The organism is Erysipelothrix urinaevulpis (assembly GCF_009828835.1).
Taxonomy (GTDB): domain Bacteria; phylum Bacillota_I; class Bacilli_A; order Erysipelotrichales; family Erysipelotrichaceae; genus Erysipelothrix; species Erysipelothrix urinaevulpis.
Genome location: NZ_WTTB01000003.1, coordinates 122,768 through 148,898 on the forward strand (window position 1 = coordinate 122,768; position 26,131 = coordinate 148,898).

The window sequence follows — 26,131 nt, forward strand, 5'->3', positions numbered from 1 at the left end:
ATAGCAAAACCTACCCGTTTTGGGTAGGTCAGTATTTCTTCATTATTAAATCTATTCTTCGTTTCATTGTCTTCTCCGAACAATAAAACCTAGTTGCCACTTTCTCAATGTTGATATTCTTGATATAAACATCTGTAACAATAATTCGATCATCTTTGCTTAAATCATCAAGAAACTTCTTTGTTCTATCCGTTCTGTAACGCACCGCAGCTAGGTCATATTGATTACGCTGAAGCTTGTCTCGTAAGTCATTGTTTCGTTCAGCAGGAGTCAAGCTACTACTGCCTGGTTCATAAACAGCAGCAGTTGACTTCATGCCCTCAAGCAATGTTTCAAGTTCGATTATCTTGTTCTCAAACCCATGACAGACGTTAAGCAGGTACATATAATTTCTTAGTTCAGACTTTGCATAATTAATGTGATCTCTTTCATTCATCATATCGACTCCCAACAATCACTATGGCCATAATCATAATTCCAACTATAGACCCAACAACCATTCCAGCAATAAACTTAATCAAGCTTATCACCTCGTTCAATTATTTCGTGCAAGGTAATAGCTAGCGTCGAGATAAGCGTCAAAGTATGTTCGAGAGTTTCTGTATGGTTAATCTTTTTATTAAGCATGTCACGCTTTAAATTGAGCGCATCAACATGAACACTTTTCAGATTATTCTTAATGTGATAATCAGGTTCGTAAGGACGTTCGTTTAATTTCCTCATGTGTGCTTGTTTAGTCTTTTCAAAATCACTCATATTTTTCCAACTCCTTTTTTAGGTATTACATTCATTACTCTTAATTCATTTAAGTTCATTAATTTGTATATATATTCCTGGTATACCACTATGAAACTTTTCCACTAGCATAGACGAAACTTCAGCATCATCTTTCCAAAACTTTAGATCAGTCATTGAGTCAAGCAATAACTTCTGAACATTATCCAAATCAGGCTTTGTAGTTTTATATTGACCATCGACTGATTTCTTTGTCATCGGATATATCCACTTGACCACAAGCTGAATCGGACCCTTCATTGGTTCATCGGGAACATGATTGTATAAATGTCCCATTAATTTTGAGCGTGCTGCTTTGACTTTATCTGGCTCATAAAATATTGGCTTCCCTGATACTACTCTTACTTGTTTCTGCTGATGAGTCGTAGTCGGCGGTTGCATTGGCATAAAGAACTCGATCACTCTGTCGCCTCTTTTTCAAATGCTTCGTAAACCATTCCACGTTCTTCACATAATGTTTTAAACTCACTAACTGTAAAAGCTGATATATACGATCCTCTATCACCTTTCCTTCTTATCATTTGTGTTTCATATCGAGGAGAGTAGCTGAAATAAATTCTATTGTTATTCATTTCATTACCTTTAAAACCCTTCAACTTCCAATAAAACTTCTCTTGTTTTTCACGTTCTTCGATTGGTGTTAGTGAATATTTAATTGTAAGGTTTATTAATTCGGTTTTTCTTTCAAGGTCCATGTCTTTAAATTCAATATAGTCAGTGTCAATTATTCCAATTATTTTTTTGTTTATTTGTATCAGTGCATTTTCTCCATCTTTTGTTATGAAAATCTGACCGTTATCAAATATTTTATACCCCAATTTATTTAATTCAACAGTAAACTCTTTAGTAGTCATGTTTCATCCTCCTCAATTTTTACTACTACTAATCTATTTCCTTTATTTCGCCTTTTGTTTTCTGGTGTTGCTAAAAAATAGATTGTATTTTTCTTTACATTCAAATAATCGGAGAGTTCTTGAGCAGTTCCAATCGTTATAAAATCATCGCCTTTGTAAAGGGCATACTCATTCACTCTTCATCCCTCCTTTTAATTTTCATAATACCCTCTGTTTCTTTCTTGTTCGTTTTTAGCTTCTCTAAAATAATTTCCATATAAATCAGGAACAACTAATTGTTGATCAAGTGCTTCTTTCAAATTAATAGCTTGGCCATCAATTCGAACAAAAAGTTCATTTGCTTTAAATACATTTACTTCAACATCATATTCAGTTTCAAGACTAGCAATTACTTCATTTTTATTTTTGTTATTAAACATATCTGCAATTCCATATCGATGTGATTTCTTATGATATACTTTCAAATTGTTTTCAACCTTTCTTTTTACGCGATTGTCAATGGAAGGGAAGGAGTTGTTGTTGTGCGTAAGCTATCGCACAACTACTTACCCATTGACCACCAGGGAAAATACTTGTATTACCCCCTTTAGGGGGTACTTTTTCTTCCCTAGGGAAATTCTCGGTATTTTCTCGAGTTTTTCACTAAGTAGGGAAACAGGGAAAATACTCGACTTTTTCCCTTAAAACTATTTAGGGAAAGAAAGAAAATAACTCGACATTTTCCTTTCCCTATTTCTTCCCTACAATGCCTTCATCGATCCAAAAACCACCATGTTCTTTTATTCTATTTCTCACAGTTTTTTCTGTTACTCCCATGTATTCTGCCAGTTCATCTATTGTTATTTCATCACCTAAATCTAGCGTATTATAAGCGGTTTCTATCGCCTCTTTTCGTTCGCTTTTTCGTTCTTCAGCTGTTTTCTTTTTGGAAAAATTCTTCTTCCATGTTTGCTGATTCATTCCTTCTGGATCTAAATCTGCAAGAACACCGACCTCATCCACTAAGTGTGTTGGATAATTAAACCATAGATTCACCGGTGGAAATTTAGGGTATTCACGAAGAGTTCCCTCGACTCGCCAAGCTGATAAATTGCTCATTTCTTTTTCTAACTGTTGAACTCTAACATCTATTTGACTAACGTCTTTTTTGGATAAAACATTATTTAAATACGTTCTCATTTGTGCTTTTGATAATTTATCATCTTCACTAACAACTTCTTCAAAATAATCAGGCTTGCGTTTTTCTAGTTCTTCTGCGTATATTCGAGCAGTGTTCCTATCGCGTTCATGGTCCAACAATTTATCAGTAAGTTCTAACTCCACTAAATCAATAAGAGCATCAGGGTCACGAGCAAATACTCCCGAACCACTTGCACGGTCCATAGATTTCTTGCCGCCCTGGCTACCTTTCGAATGGTGATGACAATAGATGACTGATGAACCTAATTCACTGGCCACTTTGTCAAATTGATTTGTAAAGTGTGCCATTTGGTCCGCAGAGTTTTCATCACCAGTAATAACCTTATAGATAGGGTCAATAATAACAGCAATGTAATCTTTCTTCTGTGCACGTCTAATTAATTTTGGAGCTAACTTATCCATAGGCACTACTTTCCCACGTAAGTTCCAAATATCGATATTTCCTACATTATTTGGAGGTATCCCTAAAGCTTGATATACATCTTTAAACCTATGTAGTGCTGACGCTCTATCAAGTTCCAAGTTTACATAGAGAACTCTTCCTTGTGTACAATTCCAACCAAACCATTTACCGCCTTCGGCAATAGCAATACTAAGGCCTATTAATGCAAATGACTTTCCTGCTTTAGAAGGTCCGGCCATAAGCATTTTATGACCTTGTCTAAGCACGCCTTCAATCAAAGGTGGAGCTAGTTCTGGTAAATTATCGAATACATCTGTTAGTGGTTCTGGATCAGGTAGGTCATCATTCACTCCCTCAATCCATTCTTGCCATTCATCCCATGAGCTTTTACCTATATTGACGTCCATAAGGAATTGTTTTCTGTCATTCCTTCGAATACCTGGTAAACGTGATAATCTACTTGGGTTTCTATTTTGTGTGTCAATTACCAAACCATTGTTTTTACAAACGTCGTATAAGTAATTAACTCGTTTTCTATATTCTTGTGCATCGTCGGCTTCAATTCGAACAATGGCATGAACTGACTTCCCGCCACTATAAACTAATGCTGCAACCGGTAGTTCTAATTCTCTAATAATTGCATTTTGTCTTTCGAGTGCAACAGTATCTGATTCTACTAACGCATATTTGAAATCAGTTACGTTCTGATTTTTTACATCAACACCATCAAGTGGGTTGAACCTTATCCAAGCCCCTGCTTTGGGATTGTAATCTCCAAGCACAGCTCCAATGTCACCATTAGCCTTACTTAACGCTTCAATTAATTGACCAGCCGTGCGGTCATAATTTCCTTTGGTTGGAAGAAACCTACCATCATCATTTTCATAAGTACTCGTTACATAACCAACATGTTCCGTTGATTCAAACAATGTTTGTAAGTAAGTGATGATTTCATGTGTAGGATTCCACTGCTCATCTTTTGGCTCATTTAATTCTCTATCTTCTAGCCAATTTTCATCTATGATTACTAAACTTTCGGCTGAAATCTCGGAATCCCAATCCAACTCATAATCCTGCTTATTACTTTTAAACTCAAATCCTTGTTCTTTAGCATACTGAACAATCGTTCCACCCGTTACAATTGCACCAGCATCTTCGTTGAATGTTTCCCACTTTCGATAACACTCTCCCGATTTGTAACGAGCTGAATCACGCGCTGACCATTGATCCCAATCGTAAGCGGTGTAGCCCTCGTGTTTGAGAGCCATACCGACATTGGTCCAACCGAGATAATCTAATCGTGCTGGATCAATTCCTTTTAATATTTGAATTAAGTCTAATTCATTTCGCATAAACATCCATCTTTCTAAACAGTAGATTTATATAATTCGTGACTTCCATCAAGAAGTTGTCTTTCTTCCTCAGTTAATGCATATCCTAAGTCTTGCAAATAATCATAGAGAATTTCTAAATCCTCTGTGCCCCAATTACTTGAAAAGTCTCCTTGATAATCAAAAGTTGTTCTATCTTCATTTTCTAAACTGAGATATTGTGTAGCAATCATCAATTTATTTAGAATATTAGAATCCAGCAACTCAATTGAATTTATTTTAAATTCAGCATCAAATATGTCCTTATCAAACCCAAGTTCGTTTTTAAGTTTTTCCATATCTTTGTGTACTAAACTGACGCTTAAATCATCAATTAACACATTTTTAATTAGGTGTATCCTAGAAATTTTTAGATGTTCTTCTGATATCTGTTTTGACAATAATTCTTTAACAAATTCAAGCCTCAATTGATAATAGAATTTCAAACGTTGTTTGATTTTAGATTTTCGTTCTTTTCGTTCTTTTTGCTCTTTTTCGTGTTCTAGTTGTTCTGCAGATTTCTTAGTTTTTTCTTCAATTCGTGGAGCTTCTAAAGTGAATGACCATGACGTTTTTACGTAATAATAATCTCGCTCGCCAATATCATCTAGATCATTAATCCTTTTGATAATGTCATTAAAATCATCTTCATCGTGAACTAATAATCTTAAGACCGTTACGTCATCCCAATTCTGTTCACCTTCTTCAATACCTAGTTCATGTAGTTTTTCAATAACTTTATTTCTATATTCATTTTGAAGTTGTTCTTGATATGACTTTTCAACTTTTTGATTAAAGTTATCATCGCCAATAAAACCTAATAACCTATTTCGTTCCTTCAAATCTTTTATTCGTTCTAAATTGATGTAATCTGTGATAGTTGCATTAACAGCGTTTTTAACTTTGTCTTGATCAAGTTCAAGCATTTTTGTACGTTGTCTAATCGTTGTTTTGCTTAGACCCGTTTTTGTGCTGATTTCATCCATGCTCATGCCAAAATCTAAACATTGCTGAAACCCTTGTGCTTGTTCATATGCACTTAGATCGATTCGTTGCATGTTTTCTAAAAGCATTGTTGAATATTGTGTTGCTTCATCCATTTCAACCACAACACACGGAACTGTTTTAAGTCCGGCTAAGGTCGCTGCCGCTAATCGTCTATGACCAATGATTACTCGGTACACATCTACTGTTTCAGTCGGAACGACTGTTAGATTTTGTAAAATTCCACGTTCTTTGATGCTATCGGCTAACTCGTGAACATCACCGACGGATTTCCTTGGATTATCTGGGTGTGCAACTAATTTATATGTTTCAATTTGTCTCATTTAAATAATTCCTCCTTGTTATATTTCTGGTTTATATTCTTTAGGGTTAACACCCTTTGGTGCGCCTCGCCATCCACTGGCAGCAATTCTGCTAATCATGTTACTTGCGGAATCGAACGACCAATTTCCAACATGTTGAAAATCATAACGTTCTAATAATCTAATTTGTTTTGGTGTAGCTAAACCTGCTTCTTTTCTTTTATTAATACGATCAATAAGCAATGACGCCTTTCCTGCATTATCAACAGCATCGGGCAATATCCCTTCTTTTTCTAATCTCTTAAGTTGTGTTTCAGTTGGTGGACCTAGTTCCCATCCAAAACTCGGAACATAAGAACTTAAATCTTCTGCTTGAATACTCATTTCGAATTGCAAAGGGTCAACTAATGAACGCTTACGTTTTCGCATTTCTTTCAGCTTTTCCGCAAGGGCTTCTTCTCGTTGTTCAATAACATCTTCAGCACCTTGAACTTCCAACTCTTCTAAATCCATTTCAACGTTTGGATTTTCTTCACTAATTTTAGTCATTGCTTGTGCTACTTCATCATTTTCTGCGATTAGATGTGCTGGATGAACTAATTCATGTCGTTCCGTGTGCCATAAGAAATCTAACAATAGTAAGTCTTCTTTCCCTGGAAATAATCTTGTTCCACGGCCCACCATTTGAGAATACAAGCTTCTAACTTTTGTTGGTCTTAATACCACAATGCAATCCACTTCTGGACTATCCCAGCCTTCAGTAAGAAGCATTGAGTTGCACAAGACGTTATAGTGATTGTTTTCAAAATCTTCTAATACTTGTTCTCTATCTTTACTCATCCCATTTACTTCAGCTGCTTTTAAACCTTTTTCATTTAATATGCTCGTAAACTTTTGTGATGTAGAAATTAAAGGTAAAAATACAACTGTTTTTCTATTCATACAGTGCTGAACCATTTCATCGGCTATTTGATGAAGATATGGATCCAATGCAGTTCCTAAATCACCAACTTTGAAATCACCTGCAGATTGGCCAACGTTTGTTAAATCTAATTTCAATGGAATGGTTAATGCCTTAATCGGAGTAAGATAACCTTCCTTTATTGCTTGTGGTAAAGAATACTGAAATGCTAGTGATTCGAAATAAATACCTAAGTTCTTCATATCACCACGATCAGGTGTTGCAGTGACCCCTAATACTTCAGCATTTTCAAAATAATTTAAAACTGTTAAATAACTATTAGAAATAGCATGATGCGCCTCGTCAACGATAATTACATCAAAATGGTCGAGTTCAAACTGATTGAGTCTTTTTTCTCTCATTAAAGTTTGGACACTTCCAACAACTACTCTTTCCCAACTATCAAGACTTGTCGACTCTGCTTTTTCTAAAGATGTTTTCAGTCCTGAAACTTTGTACAATTTATCTGAAGCTTGTTCTAACAATTCACTTCTATGAGCAAGGACAAGCACACGCTTGCCCTCCATCACTTTTTCTTCGATTATCTTGGAGAAGACAATTGTCTTTCCTGTTCCTGTGGGAAGCACTAATAATGTTTTTTTAATTCCGTCATCCCATTCATTTAGAACAGATGCCATTGCCTGATTTTGGTACGGTCTTAATTCCATTTAAATACCTCCTAAAAACTGTAACTATTTTGTTGTGGTGCTGCTTCAGGTTCTAAAAACTTTTTGACATTGTTATAAGTGTTGTCATTGTATGTTCTATGTTCGATTTCACACTTACCGGTTTTACCAACCACACCACTCCAATTAGGCTTTAATCTCTCACCGACTTCCATCATGCCTAGTCCTACGAAGAATTGACCAATTAGCCACTCCATTTTTGAATGGAGCAATAGTTGATGTTTTACAATTACTTCTTGATCTGATTTTGGATCGATTATTGATAAATCGAATTCTGCTTTATTGCATGGAGGCATTTTTTCGCTTCCATCAAAACGTCCACGTGTGAATGATTTTACTGTGAATTCGTAGATACCTGGATCTAATAAAATAAACTCCATCTCAGTTGCTTCAATCTCATCATCCCATCCAAACTCTCTTTCAATTTGATTATTATTCATTGTCATTTTTTAATTTCCTCTCTCTTTCTTTTTTAAAATGGTAAATCTTGATTTGCTATATCTAATATAGGTTCACGATGTTCACTAATATCTGTAATCACTTTAATCCAATTTGCAATAATTCCTTTTAGATAATCTTCAGGCATATTATTGAACGGCATTTCTTTAGGAAAGTGTCCTTTACCTGAGAAATATTCTCTAAATTCATTTTCAGTTACACGATCCTGTTTCATTAAATCTTGTAATGCTTTTGGAAACATACTAAATGGATTAACTGACTTTACCTGTGTAGCAGCAGCTTGTTTAGGTTCCGTTTTTGGTTGTTGCTTAGGTACTTCTTTAGTTTGTGCTTGATTTGTCGCTTTTACTTCTGCTTGAACTGGTTTAGTAGTGTTTGCTTGTTGAGTAATAATATGTGAAGCAATTTGATTAAAGTCAAACGGAAGCTTATCTGCTAGTCCCCATCTGTTCTTTGCATCCCATGCTGGATTATGACTCGTATACATTACTCGCGAACCACCCTGTGCTTTATTCTTACCTTTAGCGGCTCCTTGATTGTCGACATTTACCACATGAATTTCATAAGTTGCAAACATTACTGCATCTGCCCATTCTTTTAATAATGGTGATACTTTCTTTTCAAGTTTCAACTCCCAACGATCATACGAACCAATTTCTTGAGGCTGTTCAAACTTACGCATATGCGCGTGTGCTAACACTAGAACGTTTATTCCAACATCAACAACTTCTTGGAGTTTATTCAGTAACCTTCCAAATTCTTCCGCCAACATGGTGTAACCTTTTCCATATCCGTAATCTTCAATTGATTTAATTCGAGCATCTGATGCAGAATTAATTACATATTCTTTAGCCAAAGATTCTGCCCAGTCGGCAGTGTCAATAACATATGTTGAACATGGTTTGTTTTGTTTAACATATTCGACTTGAGCCATCAACATTGACCATGATGTTGGTTTATCAAATCGAGCAACATCTAAATGCGTTGTAGATCCTTCAGTATCACTAAATAAAGGATTTGGAAACTTCGATGCAAACGTTGATTTCCCTATTCCTTCAGGACCATACAAAATAACTTTTTGTGCCTTTCTTATTTTTCCAGTCGTAATATTCATAAATTAAAAATCCCATCCTTTCGTTTCAATTTCTTCTTTTTCAACTTCATATTGTGACTCTTGACCTTGAACATATCCATCTTCAATAATCAGGCTGCATTCTTCGCCTTTTGAAACACGTGTTGCGATTGCTTGTAAATCTTCTTGTTCTAACCATTTACCAAAATCGTTCATTGTATCGATATCCATTTGTTCTAACTTATCGATTAATACGAATCCACATTCAGGCTTTAGCTTACGTACAATCGCAGTGGCAACTCTTAATTGCTCCGAGCCACTCATGTTGTCCCATTGCTGATTGTTATAAGTTAGTTCACCATCAACAACGCTAAGCCCTGGCAACGGCAAGTCTGCACCTTTCAATAGATCTAAACGTTCTTTTCGAATTGCTTCAATTTGTTCCGTTAAGTCTTTATATTGTTGTGCATAATATTCAGCTTCTTGTTCGGCATTTTCTTTATCAAGGTTGACTCTAATTTTTGCGTTTAATGCATCCACATCAGCAATGTTTTTCTCAAGTTCTTCAGTTGATTCATCATGTAGATCAAGTGCTGATTTGCGAGCATCTTCTAAGTCCTTTTCATTGGCCACAAGCTTCGTTTGATAGTCTGCAATGATTTCCTTTAGGCGTTTGTTTTCGCCTTCCAAATGAACTAGGTTTTGACGCTTACGTTCTTTTTCAGCATTACGTGAAAGAATATCCTGTTGTTGTTTAATTAAATCTGAAGCACTTACTAGCGAATCAGGAACTCCTTCATGACGTTCCATTTCATCTGCATACTTTTTCTTTTGGTCCGCAGTCTGTCCAATAAAACGACGTTCTTGATAGATTTTATCTTCCTGGTTATCCAATTCGAATAACTTGTCACCAACTCCGATTATTTCTAATAGTGTTCTTGCTTTATCTTTGTTTGACGATTCCATAAATTTCGGCAAGTTTAAAGCAAATTCTTCAACAAATGAATCAAGTAATGCTTGACCTGCTTTATTACCAGATGGATCTAATACTTTTAAATCACTGTTCTTACCTTTGCGTTCAACAATTAGTCCATTACTCAGTTCGACCTTTAATGTTGGCGGTGTCACTGACCCTTCGCGTTGTGCATTTGACGGTTGATATCTTTTGCCACCAAGAGCCCAAGCGATTGAATCTAACACGGATGTTTTACCTTGATTGTTATTTCCACCTATTACCGTTAATCCGTTTTGAGTCGGCTCAACTTTAACAGCCTTAACTCGTTTAACATTCTCTATTTCTAATTTATTAATCTTAATTTTTTCTGACATTTTAATTTTTCTCCCTTAAATTTGAATTTTCTAATAAGATGTCAATTCTTCTTTTTGCTAGCGATGCATATGCATAATTATTTGCAAATTTTGAGTGATTGAACGCAACGTAATGTGGATCTAATGTTTCAAAATGTTCTGGTGTAATATGTGCAGCTGTGTCGCCAGTGTGGAACCATGCGAAGCATCCACGCTCAGTCACTCTCTTTACTACTCCGATTTCATTTTTCATTTTATATAAGATGTAATCACCTGCTTTTACCTGTTTCATCTATTTAATTCCTCCTTATATATTTGAGTGAATTCTTTCAAATCACTTGGACCACATTGGCAATATCTATTTCTAATTGACTTCAAGTCATATCCGTATGCTTTAACATATTCACTTAACAAAATTCTTAAGTCATGTTTCCCTTGTTCTTTCGTTTCATAAACTTTATATTTTCCTGTGTGAGCATCTTTGATGCCGCCTGCATTGTTTTGTTTAGTCCACAGTGAACTAGTTCCGTTGCCTGTTTCTATTCGCCATGTAGACTCCACTAATGCTTCAAACTCATTGTTTTCGTAGTCAGTAACATCTACAGTTTCTCTTGGCTCCTGGTATGTTGAACTTGTAGCTACTTCATCAATTTCATTCAATCGATTTGTTATCATAACCTGCTCAAACTCGACTTTTTTCATATCCTGTTTTAAATTGTTTAATCGAACTTGAATTGCTTGTTGCTCAATTTTATTGATATAATGTAAATGAGTTGATAAACTCATCAATGCGATTAGAACTAATGCAGCGACGCCAATCTTTGCAAGTTCAATCGCTTTTTTATTGTTTTTCATAATTCCTCCTGTTTTAATTGTTGAAGCATTTCATACTGTTTCTTCATAAAACTGTAATTAATCTTAGTAATCTTCAAAACTGTTTGAACTTGTGCCTGATGTGGCCTAGGATCAATAGAACAACGTTCCTTTTCAATTCTTTTTGCTTCTTCAAAGATTTGTGTGGCCGTCTCAGTACTAGAGCCCAAGGCATCTCTAATCGTTGATTTCGGTACATAATATTCAGTTAGAAAACTTTTAATTGCTTTTTCTTTTCTGCTTGGGACTTTACTTCCTTTGTTCATTTCAAAACTTCCTTTCGTTATTTTTCGATAATTGGTAAAACATCGTTATTTTTTAGCAATTCATAAAGGAATAATCGTCCTTTTTGTGTCCACTTGGTGTTCATGACAGTTTTTTCATGACCCATTGAATTTGTGATTACTGTTGTTTCTGAATGTGTGTACCCTTTTGCTTGGTGTTTTCTATAAAGTAACCATTGATTGGACTGTTTAAATTGGACTCCATACTCATTTAATAATTTATTCATTGCTTGTCCGCTCAAGCCATAGTCCTTCGCAATTTGTGTTATTGTAACTAGCGATTTTGATTTAAGAATTCGATCAGTATAATCTGCTTTCGGTTGTAACTCACCAATAACTTGATTTTTAGTATCCAATTCAATTTGTAACTCTTCTTTTTCTTTTGCAACGATTAACGCCATTTGCAATGCTTCAATCATGTTCGTTGGTGCTTGAAGCTGCAATTGTTGTTCCATTTTATTGAACGCTTCGATATATTTGAGTTTCCACTCAAGAACTCCTTTCGTGTTATTGAAGCTCATCACTAATAAAGAGAATCCATCACGATTCATAAAATATTTCTTTTCATTCTTCCCACGTTTTACATAATATCCTTCATAAAACATCTCGCTACTCAATTTTGAGTTGCCACTTTCTTTTAAGTCTTTAATATGTTCTTCGATATCTCTAATCACATTTGCATGTCTCTTGTTAAAAACTTCAGCAATCATTAAGCTTGTTGTTACTGCTTGTTTATTTTCTAAAATAACAATTTCTTTCATTCTCATTTGTTCCTTTCTTTTTATCGATTCGTTATGTATGGTTTACAGTTTTTGTAAAAAAAATTTCAGATACGTTAACTTCAAAAAATGTCGCAATTTTTTCCATTGTTTCATAACTTGGAAGACCTCCATTTTCAATGGCACTAATAGTTTGTCTAGAAATATTAGTTTCTTCAGCCAAGCAAGCCTGGGAAATACCTTTTTTATTTCTAAATTCCTTTACTTGATTCATTCTTTCACCTCCTGTAAACCATACATTACATCAATTGTTTTTTGTTGTCAAGCATGGTTTACAGAATTTGTATTGAAAAGTGGTAAAGTTTAGTTTACACTATAATTAAGGAGTGTAAATTATGACTTACAATAATTTGTTTGGAAAAAAATTAAAAGAATTAAGAGGCGATATGTCTTTAAGAGAATTTTCGGACTTGATTGGAATCAGCCATACTTATTTAAGCAGCTTGGAAAAAGGGGTTTCTCCTAGGACTGGAAAACCTGTCAACATTACAGCAGATACCGTAATTACCATTTCAAAAAATCTAAATATTGATTCTTCTGAATTGTTCAATTTAATGATTAAGGATTCGTCCCAGAAAGATCACTTTGATGAAAATGAAATTACATATATGGAGGAAATTCCTTCTGCTACATTTTTAAAACCTGAAGAATCTGACAATAAATATGGTGACCACAACAAGAACTTAGAATATTTTTCAGATAAACCAGAATTATTGGAATTATATAAAGATATCCATGAAAGTGAGAATTTGCAATTGTTGTTTGACACAGCACGAAATTTAACACCGGAAGAATTAGAAGCAGTGTTAAATGTGATTAATATGATACACAAGGGGGAATGATATGAATGAGTTTGAACAGTTTTGTGAGGAGAATAATTTACGGGTTATACTGACTGATAATTTAATGACAATGCCAAAAGGGATGTGTTACCCGTATAATGGACAGTACTATGTTGTCCTTAACAATAAACACTCATTTAAGCAATTACAAAAGACCACAATACATGAGATCATCCATGTATTAGAAAACCACTTCCACTACCCTACTAATATGGCTGAGAAACTTGAAAAAGAGGTTGAAGAATTAATCGATAATTTATATCAAAAGTTTATTATAGAATTTAGTTATGTATAAGGAGGATTAAGAGTGAGTTTATTTGATTTGGAAAAGAGGGTGGACCTTCCTACTGAAATTAAAAGATTAACATTATTTATCGAGAACAACAATATTGAATGCATGTATAGAACACAAACTATTAGTAGTATTTATAGAAACGCTACAATTTTTAACTACATTGAAACAGAGTTCATTAAATGGGAAAATCGAGGACTTGCTTTTAATCCACACGATTATTTTAACTCATTCTCAATTTTCAGTAGTATTTCAGATGCTTACACCTTTCTCTCAAGCGGAGAATGCGTGAATGCGGAATATTTACTTTACTATTTAGAGTTTTTATTAAACCAAATGTACTTTTTATTTTTATTTGATAAATCTATTTTCAAACTAAGTGATGATGAAAACACTTTTCAAAAAATAGTTGCAATAATGAACAACATCAATAATATTATTGATAATATTAATTACACCTATGACGTTCTAGAAAAAGAGAAAAAAGTTATCCTTAGAAAAAGAGATGCTCAGTTAGATGCAGCAATAAATAGTATAAATGACAAAGATATTACACTCTATATTCTTTCTTATTTGGATCATAGAAATAGAGATAACATTAGAGAAAAAACTACAATAATTGCAAATCTTTATAAGTTTTTTGAAAAAGAAGTTCACAATAATACACCAACAGTTAAATTCAAACTTAATAGAAAAGAGAAAGATATTGATTTACTTTCTGATTTCAACTTCATATGTAATGAATTTGATATGAGACATTGGCCAAAAAATATACTTAAAAAAACAGGAACAACAAATATTCCTGATAACGAAATGTTAGAACTTCTAGATGTTTGTTATTATTTGGCATTACAAATTATTAATTCAAATCACATTGTAGTTAATAATAAAACGGTTCTTGATTATAAAAAGAAATACGAATTTATTTAATAAAAAACACCGGCGGCAACCGGTGCTAGTACAGATTAATATCCTGACAGATATCCTTTTTCTGTACTCTAATTATAACATAAAATTATAAAAGGAGTGATTTAAATGGCAGTATATAAAACTAAAACAGGTAAGTGGCAAGCAGTTATAAGTTGGCGTGACGAGAACGATAAGTTTCATAAGAAAAAGAAAACATTCAATTTAAAACGTGAAGCTCAGAATTTTGAAGTAGAATTCTTAAAAGAAATAGATTCTCAATTAGATGAATCAATTACATTTGATGAAGTTTTTAAAGAGTATCTAGATAATATGCGAGTGAATTCAAATGAGAATAGCATCATGGAAAAAGAAAGAATAACAAGACTGTTTTTGAGTGATTTAAACGGTAAGAAAATGTCAAAAATTACAAAAAGAGATTATCTAACCTTATTTCAGAAGATAGCTACATCTAATTATGCTTACAGTTACCGCAAAAAAATAATTACACAAATGAAGTCAATCGCTCATTTTGCTTATACATTTCATAATATCCAAGACAATACAAAAACACTCCCACCACTAAAAAAACAAGTAAGTGATCATGTTGAAATGCACGTTTGGGACGAGGAAGAATTTAATAAGTTTATTGAATACGTTGATGATATAACATTTAAGACTTTTTTTCACACTCTATTCTATACAGGATTGCGAAGAGGTGAAGCCTTAGCTTTACAAAAATCTGATTTAAAGAACGGACAACTGATAATTTCAAAATCTATTAAACATGCGAAAAATGGTTTCATACCACTCAAAACAGCAACAAGCAGAAGAAAGATTCAGCTAGATAATAAAACACTTGAAATGATTAAATATTTGAAAGATAATATTGAAGGTGATTTTCTTTTTGGAGGATATGAGCCGGTTGGTATATCTACAATTCAAAGGAACTTCACAAAAGCAAAACAAGCTTCAGGTGTGACCGATATTAGATTACATGACTTAAGACACTCTCATGCATCTTTGCTCATAAATAAGGGTGCTAATATTGTTGCTGTGTCAAAACGATTAGGACACGCAAACACAAAAACAACACTAGAAGTTTATACTCATTTACTTGAAGAAACTCAAGATGAATTAGTTGCGATTTTGAATGAGTAAAAGTACCACAAAAGTACCACAATTTGTTAAAACGTATAAATCAGTAGTACAAATACACCGTAAACAGTGGGGTTTTGAGTGTTTAATGCAGTGTGAACCAGGGTTAATGATTTCCCCTCACCCGCTCCAGGAGAAGACTTAATTATCTAAAGTCCACTTATCAGTGGCTTTTTTTATGTTTAAAATGATTCAAATATATCTAAAGGACTACAAAAGGACTACAAAAGGACTACAAATAAAGTTTTAGTTATTCAAAATAACTCACGGTTTACCACTTATTAAATTGTCAAATAAACCAGTAACAGCAATCCTAAACACCCAATTCTAATAACAAGTTTTTACTTAGTAAAGGAATGATCGAATACCCTTCAATGAGTTGCTCAAACAAAAGAATATAAAGGAGTTCCGTACGATAAGGAACTCCTTTTGCCATCTAAAGAACACTCTTCATTACATCTAATAATCTTTTTATACATCCTAGTTCAATGTCTTTCCCTTAGTCGATATACTTTTACTAAAGTGAAAGGAGCTTTATTATGAGATTATCAGTCGTAAAATCATTTCCTCCCAAAATATTAAAGGAAGAGTCTAAATTTTGTATTTCAATATATCTACCAACCAACACTGAAAATAGAAATCAAGATATTCGTAATTTTAAAGAACTTATCGACGTCTTGGAAGCGTCAGGTTCTTTTAAAGAACAAGTTATTTATCTAAGATCATTACAAAACGATTTGGAGTTTTGGAAAAGCAATCTCAATAGTTTAGCAATACTTTTAAATCAAGAGCATGTCGCAATCAATAAATTAATGCTAGTTGTCGATGAACAAATCCATATTAGCGATCACTTTTATGTCTTACCTTTGATTGAAAATTATCAGAAAAACCACCGCTATTTTTTATTAACACTTGAAGAAAATTCATTTAAACTCTACTTCGGTAATTTATATGGTGTATTTGAACTCGATATCATTGATAAAATCAGCACAAACCAAGAACTTTCCATCGAAAACTATTACCGCTTAATTGATCAATTTATAGACGATAACTTTACAACAGTTTATCGTTCACCATTACTCATCTCTGCATCACCAAACCTCTATGAAACATTCCATAACATAAGTCAAAATCCAATGCTTTTATCGATTCATATGGACTCAACCTCAATAGATGCCACAACAAAAGATATTCATACTAAATCTTGGCACGTTATGGAATCATTACAAAATGAAAAAATAGATCAACTCAACACCGATTACCATAATCTAAATAAACATGATTATATTTTTTGCGATATCCAAGACATTATCCCTGCCATTAGAAATTTTGAAATTGATTATCTCATCCTCAATCGACAAAAAAAGTTAAATGGTTTTATTGGCTTTGATGGTCACAATTTTGAGATAAATGAGCATGGCGACTCTCTAATTAATCATCTCGCTGAATTCGCTTTAAAGTATGATACAGAGGTCATTTTGTTAAACACAGACCAAATGCCATCAGATGATGATTATATTGCAGTCCGTAAAAGTAAATAATCTGTAAAGTTTTAAACATTTTTCATACATTTATTATTATTTTTGATATAATAAAGATGAAAAGAAGGTGATTTTATGGATCAATATAAGTTAATGAAAGCTTTGTTTGATTCTGGGGAAGAAGAGTTTAGTCTTGAAGAAATTGCCAATCTCAGTGGTAAGAAAGGGACCGACCTAGAAAAACATGTGGAAATTCTTTGCAAAAAGCGATACCTAAAGAAAACAGATGATACGTATCACTTTACCGAAAATGCAAGAATAGAATTTGCAAATGATTTTTCTAAACGAGTATTTATCATGCTCATTCTAGCTTCATTTTTTATCACTGCCATCTTATATGTTATTGCTAGGTCATTAAGCTAGATGACATTGAAAAAGCCGTCCAATGGACGGCTTTTTTTAACGACGTGGTATATGAAGATAGGCAATGAATTCTTGATCTTGAGTGTCCCAAGAGAAGACACCACCAATTGATTCCATCGTCTTTGAAACTATTTTTGTACCTAACCCTCTATTTCCTTCTGTTGTTGTTTTGGTTGAACTTAAATCATCATGAATGTTACCATCAAATGAGTTTTTAATGACAATATCCAACCAGTGATCACGCGCATTGGAAGAGACTGTAATATAACGTGCCTGAGAATCCCCTGCTGCCTCGAATGCATTCGTCAATAAATTTGTAAATAAACGAACAATTGTTAGCTCATCCATACTGATTGCTTCATCCCAATACAATATTCCATCAAAGTGGATTTCATTCTCAACACAGCGATTGGCATATTCTTGAAATACTGCATCCAAAAGAGGATAGTTAGAGTATTGTTTATGCGCAACTTCATTGGATGCAAGCGTTACTCCCATCTCATCGAGTATATGTATGGCCTCTTCAAATTGATTATTTCTTAATAAACTATTAATAGTCGACAACATTCTTTTATAATCATGTCTAAATTCTCTAAAACCTTCCGTATATTTTTGATAGGAACGATAATGACTGATTTGCATTGACAATTGATTTTGTAAAGCCACTGTTTGTTTTTCATGCTCTAAACTTTCTGAAACACTAATTCCATTTTGTAAAGCAGAATACGCAACCACACCCACTATAATAGCTGTGATTAAATGAACTGAGGAATACCAAATTTCATTCAATGTATAACGACTTCCAAACGTAATAACCATCATATACAATCCTAAAATTGTTTTATTAAAAAGAATATACCGTAATTGTCCAGGATTAGCAAAAACATAGTTCATGCGCTCAGTTGTTAAGATAAACTTATTCCAGTAAACAAATAAAACAACGACAAGCATCGCACTTATTTGAAAGATCATTAGCGCGTGGTAGCCTCCCTGTTTTAATACAGCGATTGGAATTTGAACAAACAAAGAATAAACAGACATGACACCAGACCGCATAACAAATAAATAGAACACGTAATGAATGGCTCCAAAGTAAGCAAGCGTAGCCGATGTATTAAATACAACCATAAACCAAATAAACATCAGAACTAAAAACACCAAATACGCAACAAATGTTGGATAATACTTCGCTTGAAAATGCGCAAAGAACACTGAATTTAATGGCATCAGTACAAAAACCAATATTTTTCCATATTTACGATAATCAGCATACCTCGAAAAATTTTTAAACGTTAAATAAATTAATAAATATACCGAAAGGGACGTTGAAAGTATCAAAAGTTTCATGTTATGATTCCCATCGATTGACGACATAATCATTAAATTCTTTCTTTAAATCAGAAAGATATGTTTTACCAATCGGAATTTCACTACCATCAGTCAATAGAAGCGTATCTTTTTTGAATACTGCTACATGTCTTAAATTAACAAGATATGCACGATGAGTTCTCGCGAAACCTTGACCCTCTAACTGCTTTGTTAAGTTATCCATTGTTTCGTAAAACTCAAAAAAATCAGATAAATAATAAACTCTCATGACGCGGCGGTAAATCGCAAAATAAGTAATATCTTTCATTGGGATTTTTCGAACTTCTGCTCCCATTGAACAATCAAAATACTTATCTTGATTTTGATCGACTTCTTCAACCACTTTTAAAAACACTTCTTTAAATCGTTCGTTACTCAATTCTTGTTTAACAAGGTAGTGAAACGAACGTACATCAAACGCTTCAAAAACAAAATCATGGGATGTTGTTAAGAAAATAATTTCACCATCATAGCCATCATCTCTCAACTTACGTGCTGTTTCCATTCCATTTATTTTATCCATAAAGATATCTAAAAAGATGATGTCTGGAATATCTCGTCGATCATCCATATGAAAAAGCATGTCTTCTGCTCGTTTAAACGTAGACAACGTTATACTCAGGTTATTTTCTAGTGAATTTTTCTGAATCATTTCTTTTGTTTGGGCGATGACCTCTTCATTGTCATCACATAAGTAGATATTAATCATTGTAATCACCCCTTGTATTCTTTGGTCCTATTCTCTATATTATACCACGATTTTTTACTTGTTTAAAACAACATAATTTTTGGCATTAAACCATTCATTTTTTACACTATCCTTATTCTCAACCAATTGAGCTAATCGATATCCTATGATTGGACCACTTGTTAACCCTGACGAACCAAGACCACTGGCAACATAGATTCCTTTTTGACTAATCTCACCATAATAAGGTGTATAGTCTGAACTATGTGCCCTTATACCAACACGATAGCCATCTATATCCTTTTCGTTCAAACTTGGTAAATGACGACTCGCTTCTTCTTTTAATTCATTTAAGATGTGCCAATCAACCGCTTCATCTACATAATCATTCTCATGACTTGCCCCCACAACTAAAGACCCTTTTTGATCGAATAGAAAATCGATTTCTCCTTTAGGCATGATAACAGGATATACTTTATCACTTGTCGTATCAAATTCAATAAGTTGGCCTTTTTGTTTTCTTACATCCACTGAATAATGACTTAAGAAATTTAAACTTTCTTTCAGCCATGCGCCTGCAGCAAAAATTATTTCATCGAAAACATAACCATTGATACTATATTGATCATTTAAACACTGAGTGTTTGCCCATTCATTTTTATAAATCATCCCTTGGTTTATCGCTTTGTCTTTGAGCGTTTGGACAAGCTTTTGACCATCAACTCGTGCAGCTCCTTCAACGTACACACCTGATTCCCACATAAAACCAGGTGGTGTCAAATCGTCTGCTAGACCCACTTTTTTTATCTCGCCAATTTTCGATGTTTCTTTTTGGCGTTTTTTACCTAAATTATAGATTTTGTCTTCCATTTTTTCATTAATATATAGGCCACCAATTTTCTCGTAAAAATCGCTATTTTTCATATCACAGATTAAAGTATCATAAAACTCTGCCCCATCTTGAACCAATTGATACCAAAATTGATTTCTCCTTTGACTCAGCCACGGACAAACAATTCCAACTGCTGCGGAAGTAGCTTGAAGCTCTCCATCATCAAACATCATTAATTCAATTTCTTTGTTTTTGGATAAATAAAATGCCGCAGTTGCTCCAACAACCCCACCACCTACGATTGCAATTCTTTTCATCTTAATCATCTCTTTCTAAATAAATTGCTTGTACTTGTTGTACTAATACACTATGATAATAGAGTAGTTATCAAGGAGTGTGTCATTATGAAATTCGTCGGATTAACACAAGAAGAAGTTCAAGAAAAAATCTCGAATCAACACGTTAATACTTTACCTAAACCCGAAATAAAAACTAACGGGCAAATAATACGTCAACACGTTTTTACCTTTTTTAATCTCTATAGTATTATTATAGCCTCTGCATTACTTTATGTAAAAGCCTACTCTAGTTTGTTCTTCATTTTTGTAATGTTTACGAATACTGTCATGTTTATTATTCAAGAAATAAGGTCTCGTAATCTTATTAGCGAACTTAACATTATTATTTCCCCCAAAACAAAAGTCTTACGGGATGGTCAACTTATTGAGATTGATAATGAGGATATCGTCCTTGATGACATCGTCTATTATGAATCAGGAAACCAAATCAGTGCCGATGCTACCATAATCGATGGATTTGTCGAGGTGAATGAATCCCTTCTATCAGGTGAAGTGGACGCCATTGAAAAACATGAAGGCGATCCATTATTATCCGGTAGTTTTATCATTAGTGGCGGCTGTTATGCAAAAACAATCCATGTTGGTGCTGACAACTATGCCGTAAAAATTACTCAGGCTGTGAAAACTGATCGTGAATCTAATTCAGAATTACTTAAAACATTTAAAAAAATTACTCGATATACAAGTTTATTTGTTATTCCGATTGGTTCAATCCTATTGTATCAAGGTCTGATTGTTCGCGAACAAACATTAAAAAGTGTCTTTGTTAATACTTCATCAGCGTTGTTAGGTATGTTACCGCAAGGCCTTGTTTTATTGACAACACTTTCTTTGATTGCAAGTGCATTGAAACTTGGTTCAAAGAAAACCCTCATCCAAGACCTTTATGCTATTGAAATTTTGTCTCAATCAGATGTTCTTTGTTTAGATAAAACAGGAACTCTAACCCATGGAGAAATGACGTTAAAATCAGTTCATGAATATGATCCAAGATTTGAAGAATATATTCAAACTTATGTTAATTTCACTCATGATAATAATGCGACAGCTTTAGCTTTAAAGAAAGCATTTACAGGAAACACTCGCTTGAATGTGGTTCAAGAAATTCCGTTTTCTTCCGCTAGAAAATGGTCAGCATTAAATCTTGATAACAATACCTCTTTAATCTTAGGTGCTCCAGAGGTTTTAGCAAACGACCTGGATTTACCTTCATCGATGAGTTTAGAGCGTTCCAATGGTTCTCGTATCATTCTAGCAGGCCTTAGTACCGAAACGATTGATTTAAACTATAGCCCAAACAATCTCACTCCCCTTGCTTTCATAGCGATTCAAGATCCTTTACGTGACGATGCAGCGAATGCCATTAATTTTTTCACCGAAAACGATGTCGCAATTAAAATTATTTCTGGGGATAGTGTTGAAACTGTTCAAGCAATAGCAAGTCAAGCGAATGTTCCAAATGCTAACCATACCGTCGATGCTCGGACTTTAACAACCGATGAAGAAATTGAACATGCAATCTTAAACTATAGTGTCTTTGGGCGAGCTACACCAAATCAAAAATTAAGATTTGTGGAAGCCTTACAAAGAAACAAAAAGAAAGTTGCAATGACTGGTGATGGTATCAATGATGTTCTTGCTTTAAAGAAAGCTGATTGTTCCATTGCAATGGGAGAAGGAAGTGACGCGGCTTTACAAATATCACAGGTTGTGATTATGGACGGACAATTATCAACACTTGTGGATGTTGTTAAAGAAGGACGTCAAGTGATGAATCACATCACCCGATCTGCCTCAATGTATTATCTTCGAACTATTTTAACCTTCTTTGTTTCATTTATCGCAATCATGATGAATGTTCCATTCCCGTTCATCCCCTTCCAAATCACACTTACTAATATGTTTGTTGATGGTTTCCCATCCTTTATGTTGCTCTTTGAACAAAATATTGATAAGCCCAAAGAAAGTTTATTTATGCATGTATTTAGACACTCTGTGCCTAATGCTGCTGCAATCATCTTCTTCTGGTTCATTCTCAATGTCTTTAATCAAACCTTTAATCTTGATGTCGAGAGTTCTCAAACAATGATGTATTTCCTTAACGGTTACATTTCAATTCATATGATTTATCGAATTTACAAACCACTTAACTTATATAGGGTTGCTGTCTTAATCATCGATTTTGTCGGCTTCCTTCTCTCAAGTTTGATTTTCTGGCCATTACTTGAACTAGAACGTCTTAACTTCTATCACATTAAGTTAATGCTTGTCTTTGTTGCTGTATCACACCTTATCGTATACTGTGTCCACCAGATCGTTAAAAGCATCATTAAACGCTCAAATTCTTCAAAAAACAACAATTTTTCAGAAGCATGATATAATAAGAGTGATAAGGAGGAATATTATTCATAATTCACTCATCGAGGCGATTCAAAATTCACAGATGGATGATGTAGAAAATATCATTGAAAAAAACCGTGATATCTTAAGCAATGAATTTACATTATCCGATGATATCCCAGGAGGTTCAATCTTACAGTTTACCATTCAAAACAACAAACCAAAGATTGCACGATATTTAATTGATTTAGGTGTGGATATAAATCAAAAAGTTCCTGGTCCCCTTGAAGGTTGGACAATGCCAATACTGCACGTTGCAATTCAAGCAACGATGGCCCAAAGCAGATTTCCAAGACGTGCTGCTGATGGACCCAAAAATGACGGTGTATTATTTAATGAACTTCTTGACCTTGTAGATTATATGATCAAACATGGTGCCAACATCCATCAAACTGATTCATATGGAAACGTTGCCATCATGCGAGCAGTCTTAGACGCACTTGCTCTTGATATTACAATCACTGATGAAGAAATGGACGAAGATATTCGGTCATTATTCAAAGTTCTCATTCATAATGGTGCTGATTTAGATGAAAGCACCAAAACACGAGAATCGGTCAATGATATGTTTAGAAATAATGACATCATAAAATATTTTTAAAAAGAACTGCCGACATTTATTTGTCAGCAGTTCTTTTTTTATTCATAAATTGGTTATTATCTATTTTTGAAACGATAGGACACCACGGCAAATTGTCGCTTGAACATTAATATCATTATCAACTATAACGATGTCCGCATCTTTACCGGCAGTTAAACTACCTTTACGATCAAAGACCTCTAAATGCTTGGCACTGTTAGCACTCGACATTTTAACAAGATCCTCCATCGAACATCCTGTAAAATCTCTTAAGTTTCTGACAACAAAGTCCATTTCAGCAACACTACCTGCTAGAGATCCTGATTCAATACGGCATTCTTTACCTTTTTTATAAACAGTTTGTCCACCTAAATCATATTCACCATCCGGTAATCCTTTAGCACGCATTGCATCAGTAATTGCAATAACATTGTCGACACCTTTAATCTTATAACTTGCATCAACAATATGAGGATGTAAATGAATACCATCCACAATGAGTTCTGCTTTAAGTTCTGGGTACATGAATCCCGCTGTAACAACACCAGGTTCACGATGATGATGAGGCGTCATCGCATTGTGGAAATGCGTCAAATTAGACAAACCTTCTGGAATTTCAGCAACAATCTGATCAAAAGTTGAATCGGTATGCCCAGCAGATGGGATAACACCCAGCTCGCGCAAGCGGTTTGTAAATCCTTTTTCTGCTTCTTCTGGTGCATAAGTAATTAATTTTATTTTTCCTTTTGCCGTTTTCCAGAAATGGTTAAACGAATCAATCGTTGGTTTTTGAACATAATCAGGGTTTTGGGCTCCAACATGTTTTTTTGAAATAAAAGGTCCTTCCAAATGAATACCTAAAATTTCTGCTTCGCCTGGTTTATTATCAGTTTCCACATACTTAACAATTTCTTCCAATGCTTTGTCAACATTTTCAACAGACTGCGTCATTGTCGTTGCCAGATATGACGTCGTCCCTTCTTTAGGTAAGAAAGAAGCTATATCTTTCAATGCCTTTTGGGTTGCATCCATATGGTCAGCACCATTGGCACCATGAATATGCTGATCAATAAAACCTGGTAAAACATTCATACCTTCAGCATCAATTATTGTGTCATCTTTTGGTGCAAATTCCATTTTTCCTAATGAAATTATTTTATCATTTTCAATTTTGATATATCCATTATCAATGACTCTATCTTCTAAATAGAGTTTTCCGTTAATTATTAACATAATTACCTCCATCTAACATTGTTATTATACCACTATTCAAAGCATCTTGCATTTGCATTTATTAGCAAATTCTTTATAATAGTATTGATTAGAAAAGTGAGGAAACAAAATGGAACTTATTGTTGTTGAAAACCCACAAGAGGGGGCAAAAGTTGGTTTTAACATAATCAACGATGTAATGAAAGCAAACGAAATCAACGTCTTAGGACTTGCTACAGGAAGTACACCTGTTGAAATGTATAAATTAATCTCAGAAAGTGATTTAGACTTCAGTGATGTTGTCTCAATAAACTTAGATGAGTATATTGGTATTGGAAAAGACCACGACCAAAGCTATGACTATTTCATGCGCAAGAATTTATTTGAAGCTAAACCTTTCAAAGCTAACTATTTACCTGATGGATTAGAAACAGATGAAGCGAAGGAATGCGATCGTTATAACCAATTAATCGAGGATAACCCTATCGATTTACAAATCTTAGGGATTGGTGGAAATGGTCATATCGGCTTTAATGAACCAGGTGCATCTTTTGACTCATTAACAGAAAAAGTAGCATTAGCTCCATCTACCATTGAAGCAAATGCGCGTTTCTTTGAAACAAAAGATGATGTTCCAAAATTCGCATACTCAATGGGTATTAAATCAATTATGTCAGCTAAAAAAATCGTTTTATTCGCTTATGGCGAAGGAAAACAAGATGCAATTAAAGGTCTCTTCGAAGGCGAAATCACCGAAGATCTACCAGCAAGCGCACTACGTAATCACCCTAACGTTACTGTTGTTGTGGACAAAGCAGCAGCTGGAAAATTAAGCTTATAATTAAAAAAGATTGTCTACATGTTAATGTAAACAATCTTTTTTTATGCTTTTTTTACAAATTCAGATTTTAGTTTCATTGGTCCAAAGCCATCAACTTTACAATCAATATCATGACCATCAGCTGGGTTGGATATTAAGGTAATCGCCTTAACCTTTGTGCCTTGTTTAATTGGATTTGAACTCCCTTTAACTTTTAAATCTTTTACAACAATGACATCATCACCATCATTCAACACAGTTCCATTCGCATCTTTAATAAGTTCTGCTTCTGCATCAAGTGCTGCTGATAATTCAGTCCATTCGTGCGCACATTCAGGACAAACTAATAAATTTCCATCCTCATACACATATGAAGAATCACATTTTGGACAATTTGGTAACGCCATTCATATCACCCT

General features: G+C 34.1%; 33 protein-coding genes. 9 read left to right on the forward strand and 24 right to left on the reverse strand.

Annotated elements, in window-relative coordinates:
* Positions 1–28: 28 nt before the first annotated feature.
* The 18 genes from GVV10_RS04490 to GVV10_RS04575 form a co-directional block, all read right to left on the reverse strand.
* Positions 29–439, reverse strand: coding sequence for a hypothetical protein (locus GVV10_RS04490; RefSeq protein ID WP_159520017.1), 411 nt, complete (start codon positions 437–439; stop codon positions 29–31).
* The gene (locus GVV10_RS04495) at positions 429–521 is read right to left on the reverse strand and encodes a DUF3789 domain-containing protein (protein ID WP_159520019.1); all 93 of its coding nucleotides are present in this window, start codon (positions 519–521) and stop codon (positions 429–431) included. The genes GVV10_RS04490 and GVV10_RS04495 overlap by 11 nt, the downstream gene beginning before the upstream one ends.
* Positions 514–756 (reverse strand): hypothetical protein, encoded by a 243-nt coding sequence (locus tag GVV10_RS04500; protein ID WP_159520022.1) that lies wholly within the window; start codon positions 754–756, stop codon positions 514–516. Before GVV10_RS04500 ends, GVV10_RS04495 begins: the two co-directional genes overlap by 8 nt.
* A 45-nt stretch (positions 757–801) precedes the next feature.
* Positions 802–1,197 (reverse strand): RusA family crossover junction endodeoxyribonuclease, encoded by a 396-nt coding sequence (locus tag GVV10_RS04505; RefSeq protein WP_159520024.1) that lies wholly within the window; start codon positions 1,195–1,197, stop codon positions 802–804.
* The gene (locus tag GVV10_RS04510) at positions 1,194–1,649 is read right to left on the reverse strand and encodes a hypothetical protein (protein WP_159520026.1); all 456 of its coding nucleotides are present in this window, start codon (positions 1,647–1,649) and stop codon (positions 1,194–1,196) included. The genes GVV10_RS04505 and GVV10_RS04510 overlap by 4 nt, the downstream gene beginning before the upstream one ends.
* A complete protein-coding gene (locus GVV10_RS04515; RefSeq protein ID WP_159520028.1) occupies positions 1,646–1,825 on the reverse strand; it encodes a hypothetical protein in 180 nt (59 codons plus the stop codon). The genes GVV10_RS04510 and GVV10_RS04515 overlap by 4 nt, the downstream gene beginning before the upstream one ends.
* Before the next feature lie 15 nt (positions 1,826–1,840).
* Positions 1,841–2,113, reverse strand: a complete 273-nt coding sequence (locus GVV10_RS04520) for a hypothetical protein (RefSeq protein WP_159520030.1) — start codon at positions 2,111–2,113, stop codon at positions 1,841–1,843.
* Between the two features lie 265 nt (positions 2,114–2,378).
* Positions 2,379–4,604, reverse strand: coding sequence for an AAA family ATPase (locus GVV10_RS04525; RefSeq protein ID WP_159520032.1), 2,226 nt, complete (start codon positions 4,602–4,604; stop codon positions 2,379–2,381).
* A gap of 14 nt (positions 4,605–4,618) precedes the next feature.
* A complete protein-coding gene (locus tag GVV10_RS04530; RefSeq protein ID WP_159520034.1) occupies positions 4,619–5,950 on the reverse strand; it encodes a ParB/RepB/Spo0J family partition protein in 1,332 nt (443 codons plus the stop codon).
* 18 nt (positions 5,951–5,968) lie between these two features.
* On the reverse strand, positions 5,969–7,558 hold the full coding sequence (locus tag GVV10_RS04535; protein ID WP_159520036.1) for a DEAD/DEAH box helicase: 1,590 nt from the start codon (positions 7,556–7,558) through the stop codon (positions 5,969–5,971).
* Positions 7,559–7,569: 11 nt separating this feature from the next.
* Entirely contained in the window at positions 7,570–8,016 is a 447-nt protein-coding gene (locus GVV10_RS04540) for a DUF669 domain-containing protein (RefSeq protein WP_236261863.1), read from the reverse strand.
* A 32-nt stretch (positions 8,017–8,048) separates the two neighbouring features.
* Complete coding sequence (locus GVV10_RS04545; protein WP_159520041.1) at positions 8,049–9,149, reverse strand: ATP-binding protein; 1,101 nt, start codon at positions 9,147–9,149, stop codon at positions 8,049–8,051.
* 3 nt (positions 9,150–9,152) lie between these two features.
* Complete coding sequence (locus GVV10_RS04550) at positions 9,153–10,436, reverse strand: AAA family ATPase (protein ID WP_159520043.1); 1,284 nt, start codon at positions 10,434–10,436, stop codon at positions 9,153–9,155.
* A 1-nt stretch (position 10,437) separates the two neighbouring features.
* On the reverse strand, positions 10,438–10,707 hold the full coding sequence (locus tag GVV10_RS04555; RefSeq protein ID WP_159520045.1) for a hypothetical protein: 270 nt from the start codon (positions 10,705–10,707) through the stop codon (positions 10,438–10,440).
* Positions 10,704–11,270, reverse strand: coding sequence for a glucosaminidase domain-containing protein (locus GVV10_RS04560; protein ID WP_159520047.1), 567 nt, complete (start codon positions 11,268–11,270; stop codon positions 10,704–10,706). Before GVV10_RS04560 ends, GVV10_RS04555 begins: the two co-directional genes overlap by 4 nt.
* A complete protein-coding gene (locus GVV10_RS04565) occupies positions 11,267–11,554 on the reverse strand; it encodes a hypothetical protein (protein WP_159520049.1) in 288 nt (95 codons plus the stop codon). The genes GVV10_RS04560 and GVV10_RS04565 overlap by 4 nt, the downstream gene beginning before the upstream one ends.
* A gap of 17 nt (positions 11,555–11,571) precedes the next feature.
* The gene (locus GVV10_RS04570; RefSeq protein WP_159520051.1) at positions 11,572–12,333 is read right to left on the reverse strand and encodes a phage regulatory protein/antirepressor Ant; all 762 of its coding nucleotides are present in this window, start codon (positions 12,331–12,333) and stop codon (positions 11,572–11,574) included.
* A 31-nt stretch (positions 12,334–12,364) separates the two neighbouring features.
* Positions 12,365–12,565: a helix-turn-helix transcriptional regulator gene (locus tag GVV10_RS04575; RefSeq protein WP_159520053.1), complete on the reverse strand. Its 201-nt coding sequence runs from the start codon at positions 12,563–12,565 to the stop codon at positions 12,365–12,367.
* 121 nt (positions 12,566–12,686) lie between these two features.
* On the opposite strand from GVV10_RS04575, the gene GVV10_RS04580 reads away from it, so the two are divergent.
* From GVV10_RS04580 to GVV10_RS04595, 4 genes are all read left to right on the forward strand, one after another.
* A complete protein-coding gene (locus GVV10_RS04580; protein ID WP_159520055.1) occupies positions 12,687–13,193 on the forward strand; it encodes a helix-turn-helix domain-containing protein in 507 nt (168 codons plus the stop codon).
* A gap of 1 nt (position 13,194) precedes the next feature.
* Positions 13,195–13,488, forward strand: a complete 294-nt coding sequence (locus tag GVV10_RS04585) for a hypothetical protein (RefSeq protein WP_159520058.1) — start codon at positions 13,195–13,197, stop codon at positions 13,486–13,488.
* A 12-nt stretch (positions 13,489–13,500) separates the two neighbouring features.
* Positions 13,501–14,415: a hypothetical protein gene (locus tag GVV10_RS04590; RefSeq protein WP_159520060.1), complete on the forward strand. Its 915-nt coding sequence runs from the start codon at positions 13,501–13,503 to the stop codon at positions 14,413–14,415.
* Between the two features lie 105 nt (positions 14,416–14,520).
* Positions 14,521–15,552: a tyrosine-type recombinase/integrase gene (locus tag GVV10_RS04595; RefSeq protein WP_159520062.1), complete on the forward strand. Its 1,032-nt coding sequence runs from the start codon at positions 14,521–14,523 to the stop codon at positions 15,550–15,552.
* A 310-nt stretch (positions 15,553–15,862) separates the two neighbouring features.
* Here the strand turns inward: GVV10_RS04595 and GVV10_RS09540 are convergent, their stop codons facing one another.
* The gene (locus tag GVV10_RS09540; protein WP_268892249.1) at positions 15,863–15,985 is read right to left on the reverse strand and encodes a hypothetical protein; all 123 of its coding nucleotides are present in this window, start codon (positions 15,983–15,985) and stop codon (positions 15,863–15,865) included.
* A gap of 103 nt (positions 15,986–16,088) precedes the next feature.
* On the opposite strand from GVV10_RS09540, the gene GVV10_RS04600 reads away from it, so the two are divergent.
* Together GVV10_RS04600 and GVV10_RS04605 are read left to right on the forward strand one after the other, a co-directional pair.
* Positions 16,089–17,090 carry a baeRF6 domain-containing protein gene (locus tag GVV10_RS04600; RefSeq protein ID WP_159520064.1) on the forward strand — a complete coding sequence of 334 codons (1,002 nt, stop codon included), beginning with the start codon at positions 16,089–16,091 and terminating at the stop codon, positions 17,088–17,090.
* Between the two features lie 75 nt (positions 17,091–17,165).
* Positions 17,166–17,453: a hypothetical protein gene (locus GVV10_RS04605; RefSeq protein ID WP_159520066.1), complete on the forward strand. Its 288-nt coding sequence runs from the start codon at positions 17,166–17,168 to the stop codon at positions 17,451–17,453.
* 36 nt (positions 17,454–17,489) lie between these two features.
* Here GVV10_RS04605 and GVV10_RS04610 read toward each other — a convergent pair whose 3' ends face one another.
* The 3 genes from GVV10_RS04610 to GVV10_RS04620 are packed head-to-tail and all read right to left on the reverse strand — an operon-like array spanning position 17,490 to position 20,658.
* Complete coding sequence (locus tag GVV10_RS04610) at positions 17,490–18,827, reverse strand: sensor histidine kinase (RefSeq protein WP_201289987.1); 1,338 nt, start codon at positions 18,825–18,827, stop codon at positions 17,490–17,492.
* A complete protein-coding gene (locus GVV10_RS04615) occupies positions 18,802–19,530 on the reverse strand; it encodes a LytR/AlgR family response regulator transcription factor (protein ID WP_159520070.1) in 729 nt (242 codons plus the stop codon). Before GVV10_RS04615 ends, GVV10_RS04610 begins: the two co-directional genes overlap by 26 nt.
* A gap of 54 nt (positions 19,531–19,584) precedes the next feature.
* A complete protein-coding gene (locus tag GVV10_RS04620; RefSeq protein WP_159520072.1) occupies positions 19,585–20,658 on the reverse strand; it encodes an NAD(P)/FAD-dependent oxidoreductase in 1,074 nt (357 codons plus the stop codon).
* An 87-nt stretch (positions 20,659–20,745) separates the two neighbouring features.
* Here GVV10_RS04620 and GVV10_RS04625 point away from each other — a divergent pair, with 87 nt between their 5' ends.
* Together GVV10_RS04625 and GVV10_RS04630 are read left to right on the forward strand one after the other, a co-directional pair.
* Positions 20,746–23,076, forward strand: a complete 2,331-nt coding sequence (locus GVV10_RS04625) for an HAD-IC family P-type ATPase (protein WP_159520074.1) — start codon at positions 20,746–20,748, stop codon at positions 23,074–23,076.
* A 67-nt stretch (positions 23,077–23,143) separates the two neighbouring features.
* Entirely contained in the window at positions 23,144–23,701 is a 558-nt protein-coding gene (locus GVV10_RS04630) for an ankyrin repeat domain-containing protein (protein ID WP_159520076.1), read from the forward strand.
* A 60-nt stretch (positions 23,702–23,761) separates the two neighbouring features.
* Here the strand turns inward: GVV10_RS04630 and nagA are convergent, their stop codons facing one another.
* A complete protein-coding gene (gene nagA, locus GVV10_RS04635; RefSeq protein ID WP_159520078.1) occupies positions 23,762–24,913 on the reverse strand; it encodes an N-acetylglucosamine-6-phosphate deacetylase in 1,152 nt (383 codons plus the stop codon).
* 109 nt (positions 24,914–25,022) lie between these two features.
* Between nagA and GVV10_RS04640 the strand changes: the two genes are divergently transcribed.
* Positions 25,023–25,733, forward strand: coding sequence for a glucosamine-6-phosphate deaminase (locus tag GVV10_RS04640; protein WP_159520080.1), 711 nt, complete (start codon positions 25,023–25,025; stop codon positions 25,731–25,733).
* A 41-nt stretch (positions 25,734–25,774) separates the two neighbouring features.
* Here GVV10_RS04640 and GVV10_RS04645 read toward each other — a convergent pair whose 3' ends face one another.
* Positions 25,775–26,119 (reverse strand): zinc ribbon domain-containing protein YjdM, encoded by a 345-nt coding sequence (locus tag GVV10_RS04645; protein WP_159520082.1) that lies wholly within the window; start codon positions 26,117–26,119, stop codon positions 25,775–25,777.
* Positions 26,120–26,131 lie beyond the last annotated feature (12 nt).

Coding starts and splice junctions, on each gene's coding strand:
- GVV10_RS04490 (WP_159520017.1), bottom strand. CDS start 439: ATGATGAATGAAAGAGATCACATTAATTATGCAAAGTCTGAACTAAGA.
- GVV10_RS04500 (WP_159520022.1), bottom strand. CDS start 756: ATGAGTGATTTTGAAAAGACTAAACAAGCACACATGAGGAAATTAAAC.
- GVV10_RS04510 (WP_159520026.1), bottom strand. CDS start 1,649: ATGACTACTAAAGAGTTTACTGTTGAATTAAATAAATTGGGGTATAAA.
- GVV10_RS04525 (WP_159520032.1), bottom strand. CDS start 4,604: ATGCGAAATGAATTAGACTTAATTCAAATATTAAAAGGAATTGATCCA.
- GVV10_RS04530 (WP_159520034.1), bottom strand. CDS start 5,950: ATGAGACAAATTGAAACATATAAATTAGTTGCACACCCAGATAATCCA.
- GVV10_RS04535 (WP_159520036.1), bottom strand. CDS start 7,558: ATGGAATTAAGACCGTACCAAAATCAGGCAATGGCATCTGTTCTAAAT.
- GVV10_RS04540 (WP_236261863.1), bottom strand. CDS start 8,016: ATGAATAATAATCAAATTGAAAGAGAGTTTGGATGGGATGATGAGATT.
- GVV10_RS04545 (WP_159520041.1), bottom strand. CDS start 9,149: ATGAATATTACGACTGGAAAAATAAGAAAGGCACAAAAAGTTATTTTG.
- GVV10_RS04550 (WP_159520043.1), bottom strand. CDS start 10,436: ATGTCAGAAAAAATTAAGATTAATAAATTAGAAATAGAGAATGTTAAA.
- GVV10_RS04555 (WP_159520045.1), bottom strand. CDS start 10,707: ATGAAACAGGTAAAAGCAGGTGATTACATCTTATATAAAATGAAAAAT.
- GVV10_RS04560 (WP_159520047.1), bottom strand. CDS start 11,270: ATGAAAAACAATAAAAAAGCGATTGAACTTGCAAAGATTGGCGTCGCT.
- GVV10_RS04565 (WP_159520049.1), bottom strand. CDS start 11,554: ATGAACAAAGGAAGTAAAGTCCCAAGCAGAAAAGAAAAAGCAATTAAA.
- GVV10_RS04570 (WP_159520051.1), bottom strand. CDS start 12,333: ATGAAAGAAATTGTTATTTTAGAAAATAAACAAGCAGTAACAACAAGC.
- GVV10_RS04575 (WP_159520053.1), bottom strand. CDS start 12,565: ATGAATCAAGTAAAGGAATTTAGAAATAAAAAAGGTATTTCCCAGGCT.
- GVV10_RS04580 (WP_159520055.1), top strand. CDS start 12,687: ATGACTTACAATAATTTGTTTGGAAAAAAATTAAAAGAATTAAGAGGC.
- GVV10_RS04585 (WP_159520058.1), top strand. CDS start 13,195: ATGAATGAGTTTGAACAGTTTTGTGAGGAGAATAATTTACGGGTTATA.
- GVV10_RS04595 (WP_159520062.1), top strand. CDS start 14,521: ATGGCAGTATATAAAACTAAAACAGGTAAGTGGCAAGCAGTTATAAGT.
- GVV10_RS09540 (WP_268892249.1), bottom strand. CDS start 15,985: ATGGCAAAAGGAGTTCCTTATCGTACGGAACTCCTTTATATTCTTTTG.
- GVV10_RS04600 (WP_159520064.1), top strand. CDS start 16,089: ATGAGATTATCAGTCGTAAAATCATTTCCTCCCAAAATATTAAAGGAA.
- GVV10_RS04605 (WP_159520066.1), top strand. CDS start 17,166: ATGGATCAATATAAGTTAATGAAAGCTTTGTTTGATTCTGGGGAAGAA.
- GVV10_RS04610 (WP_201289987.1), bottom strand. CDS start 18,827: ATGTCGTCAATCGATGGGAATCATAACATGAAACTTTTGATACTTTCA.
- GVV10_RS04615 (WP_159520070.1), bottom strand. CDS start 19,530: ATGATTAATATCTACTTATGTGATGACAATGAAGAGGTCATCGCCCAA.
- GVV10_RS04620 (WP_159520072.1), bottom strand. CDS start 20,658: ATGAAAAGAATTGCAATCGTAGGTGGTGGGGTTGTTGGAGCAACTGCG.
- GVV10_RS04625 (WP_159520074.1), top strand. CDS start 20,746: ATGAAATTCGTCGGATTAACACAAGAAGAAGTTCAAGAAAAAATCTCG.
- GVV10_RS04630 (WP_159520076.1), top strand. CDS start 23,144: ATGGATGATGTAGAAAATATCATTGAAAAAAACCGTGATATCTTAAGC.
- nagA (WP_159520078.1), bottom strand. CDS start 24,913: ATGTTAATAATTAACGGAAAACTCTATTTAGAAGATAGAGTCATTGAT.
- GVV10_RS04640 (WP_159520080.1), top strand. CDS start 25,023: ATGGAACTTATTGTTGTTGAAAACCCACAAGAGGGGGCAAAAGTTGGT.
- GVV10_RS04645 (WP_159520082.1), bottom strand. CDS start 26,119: ATGGCGTTACCAAATTGTCCAAAATGTGATTCTTCATATGTGTATGAG.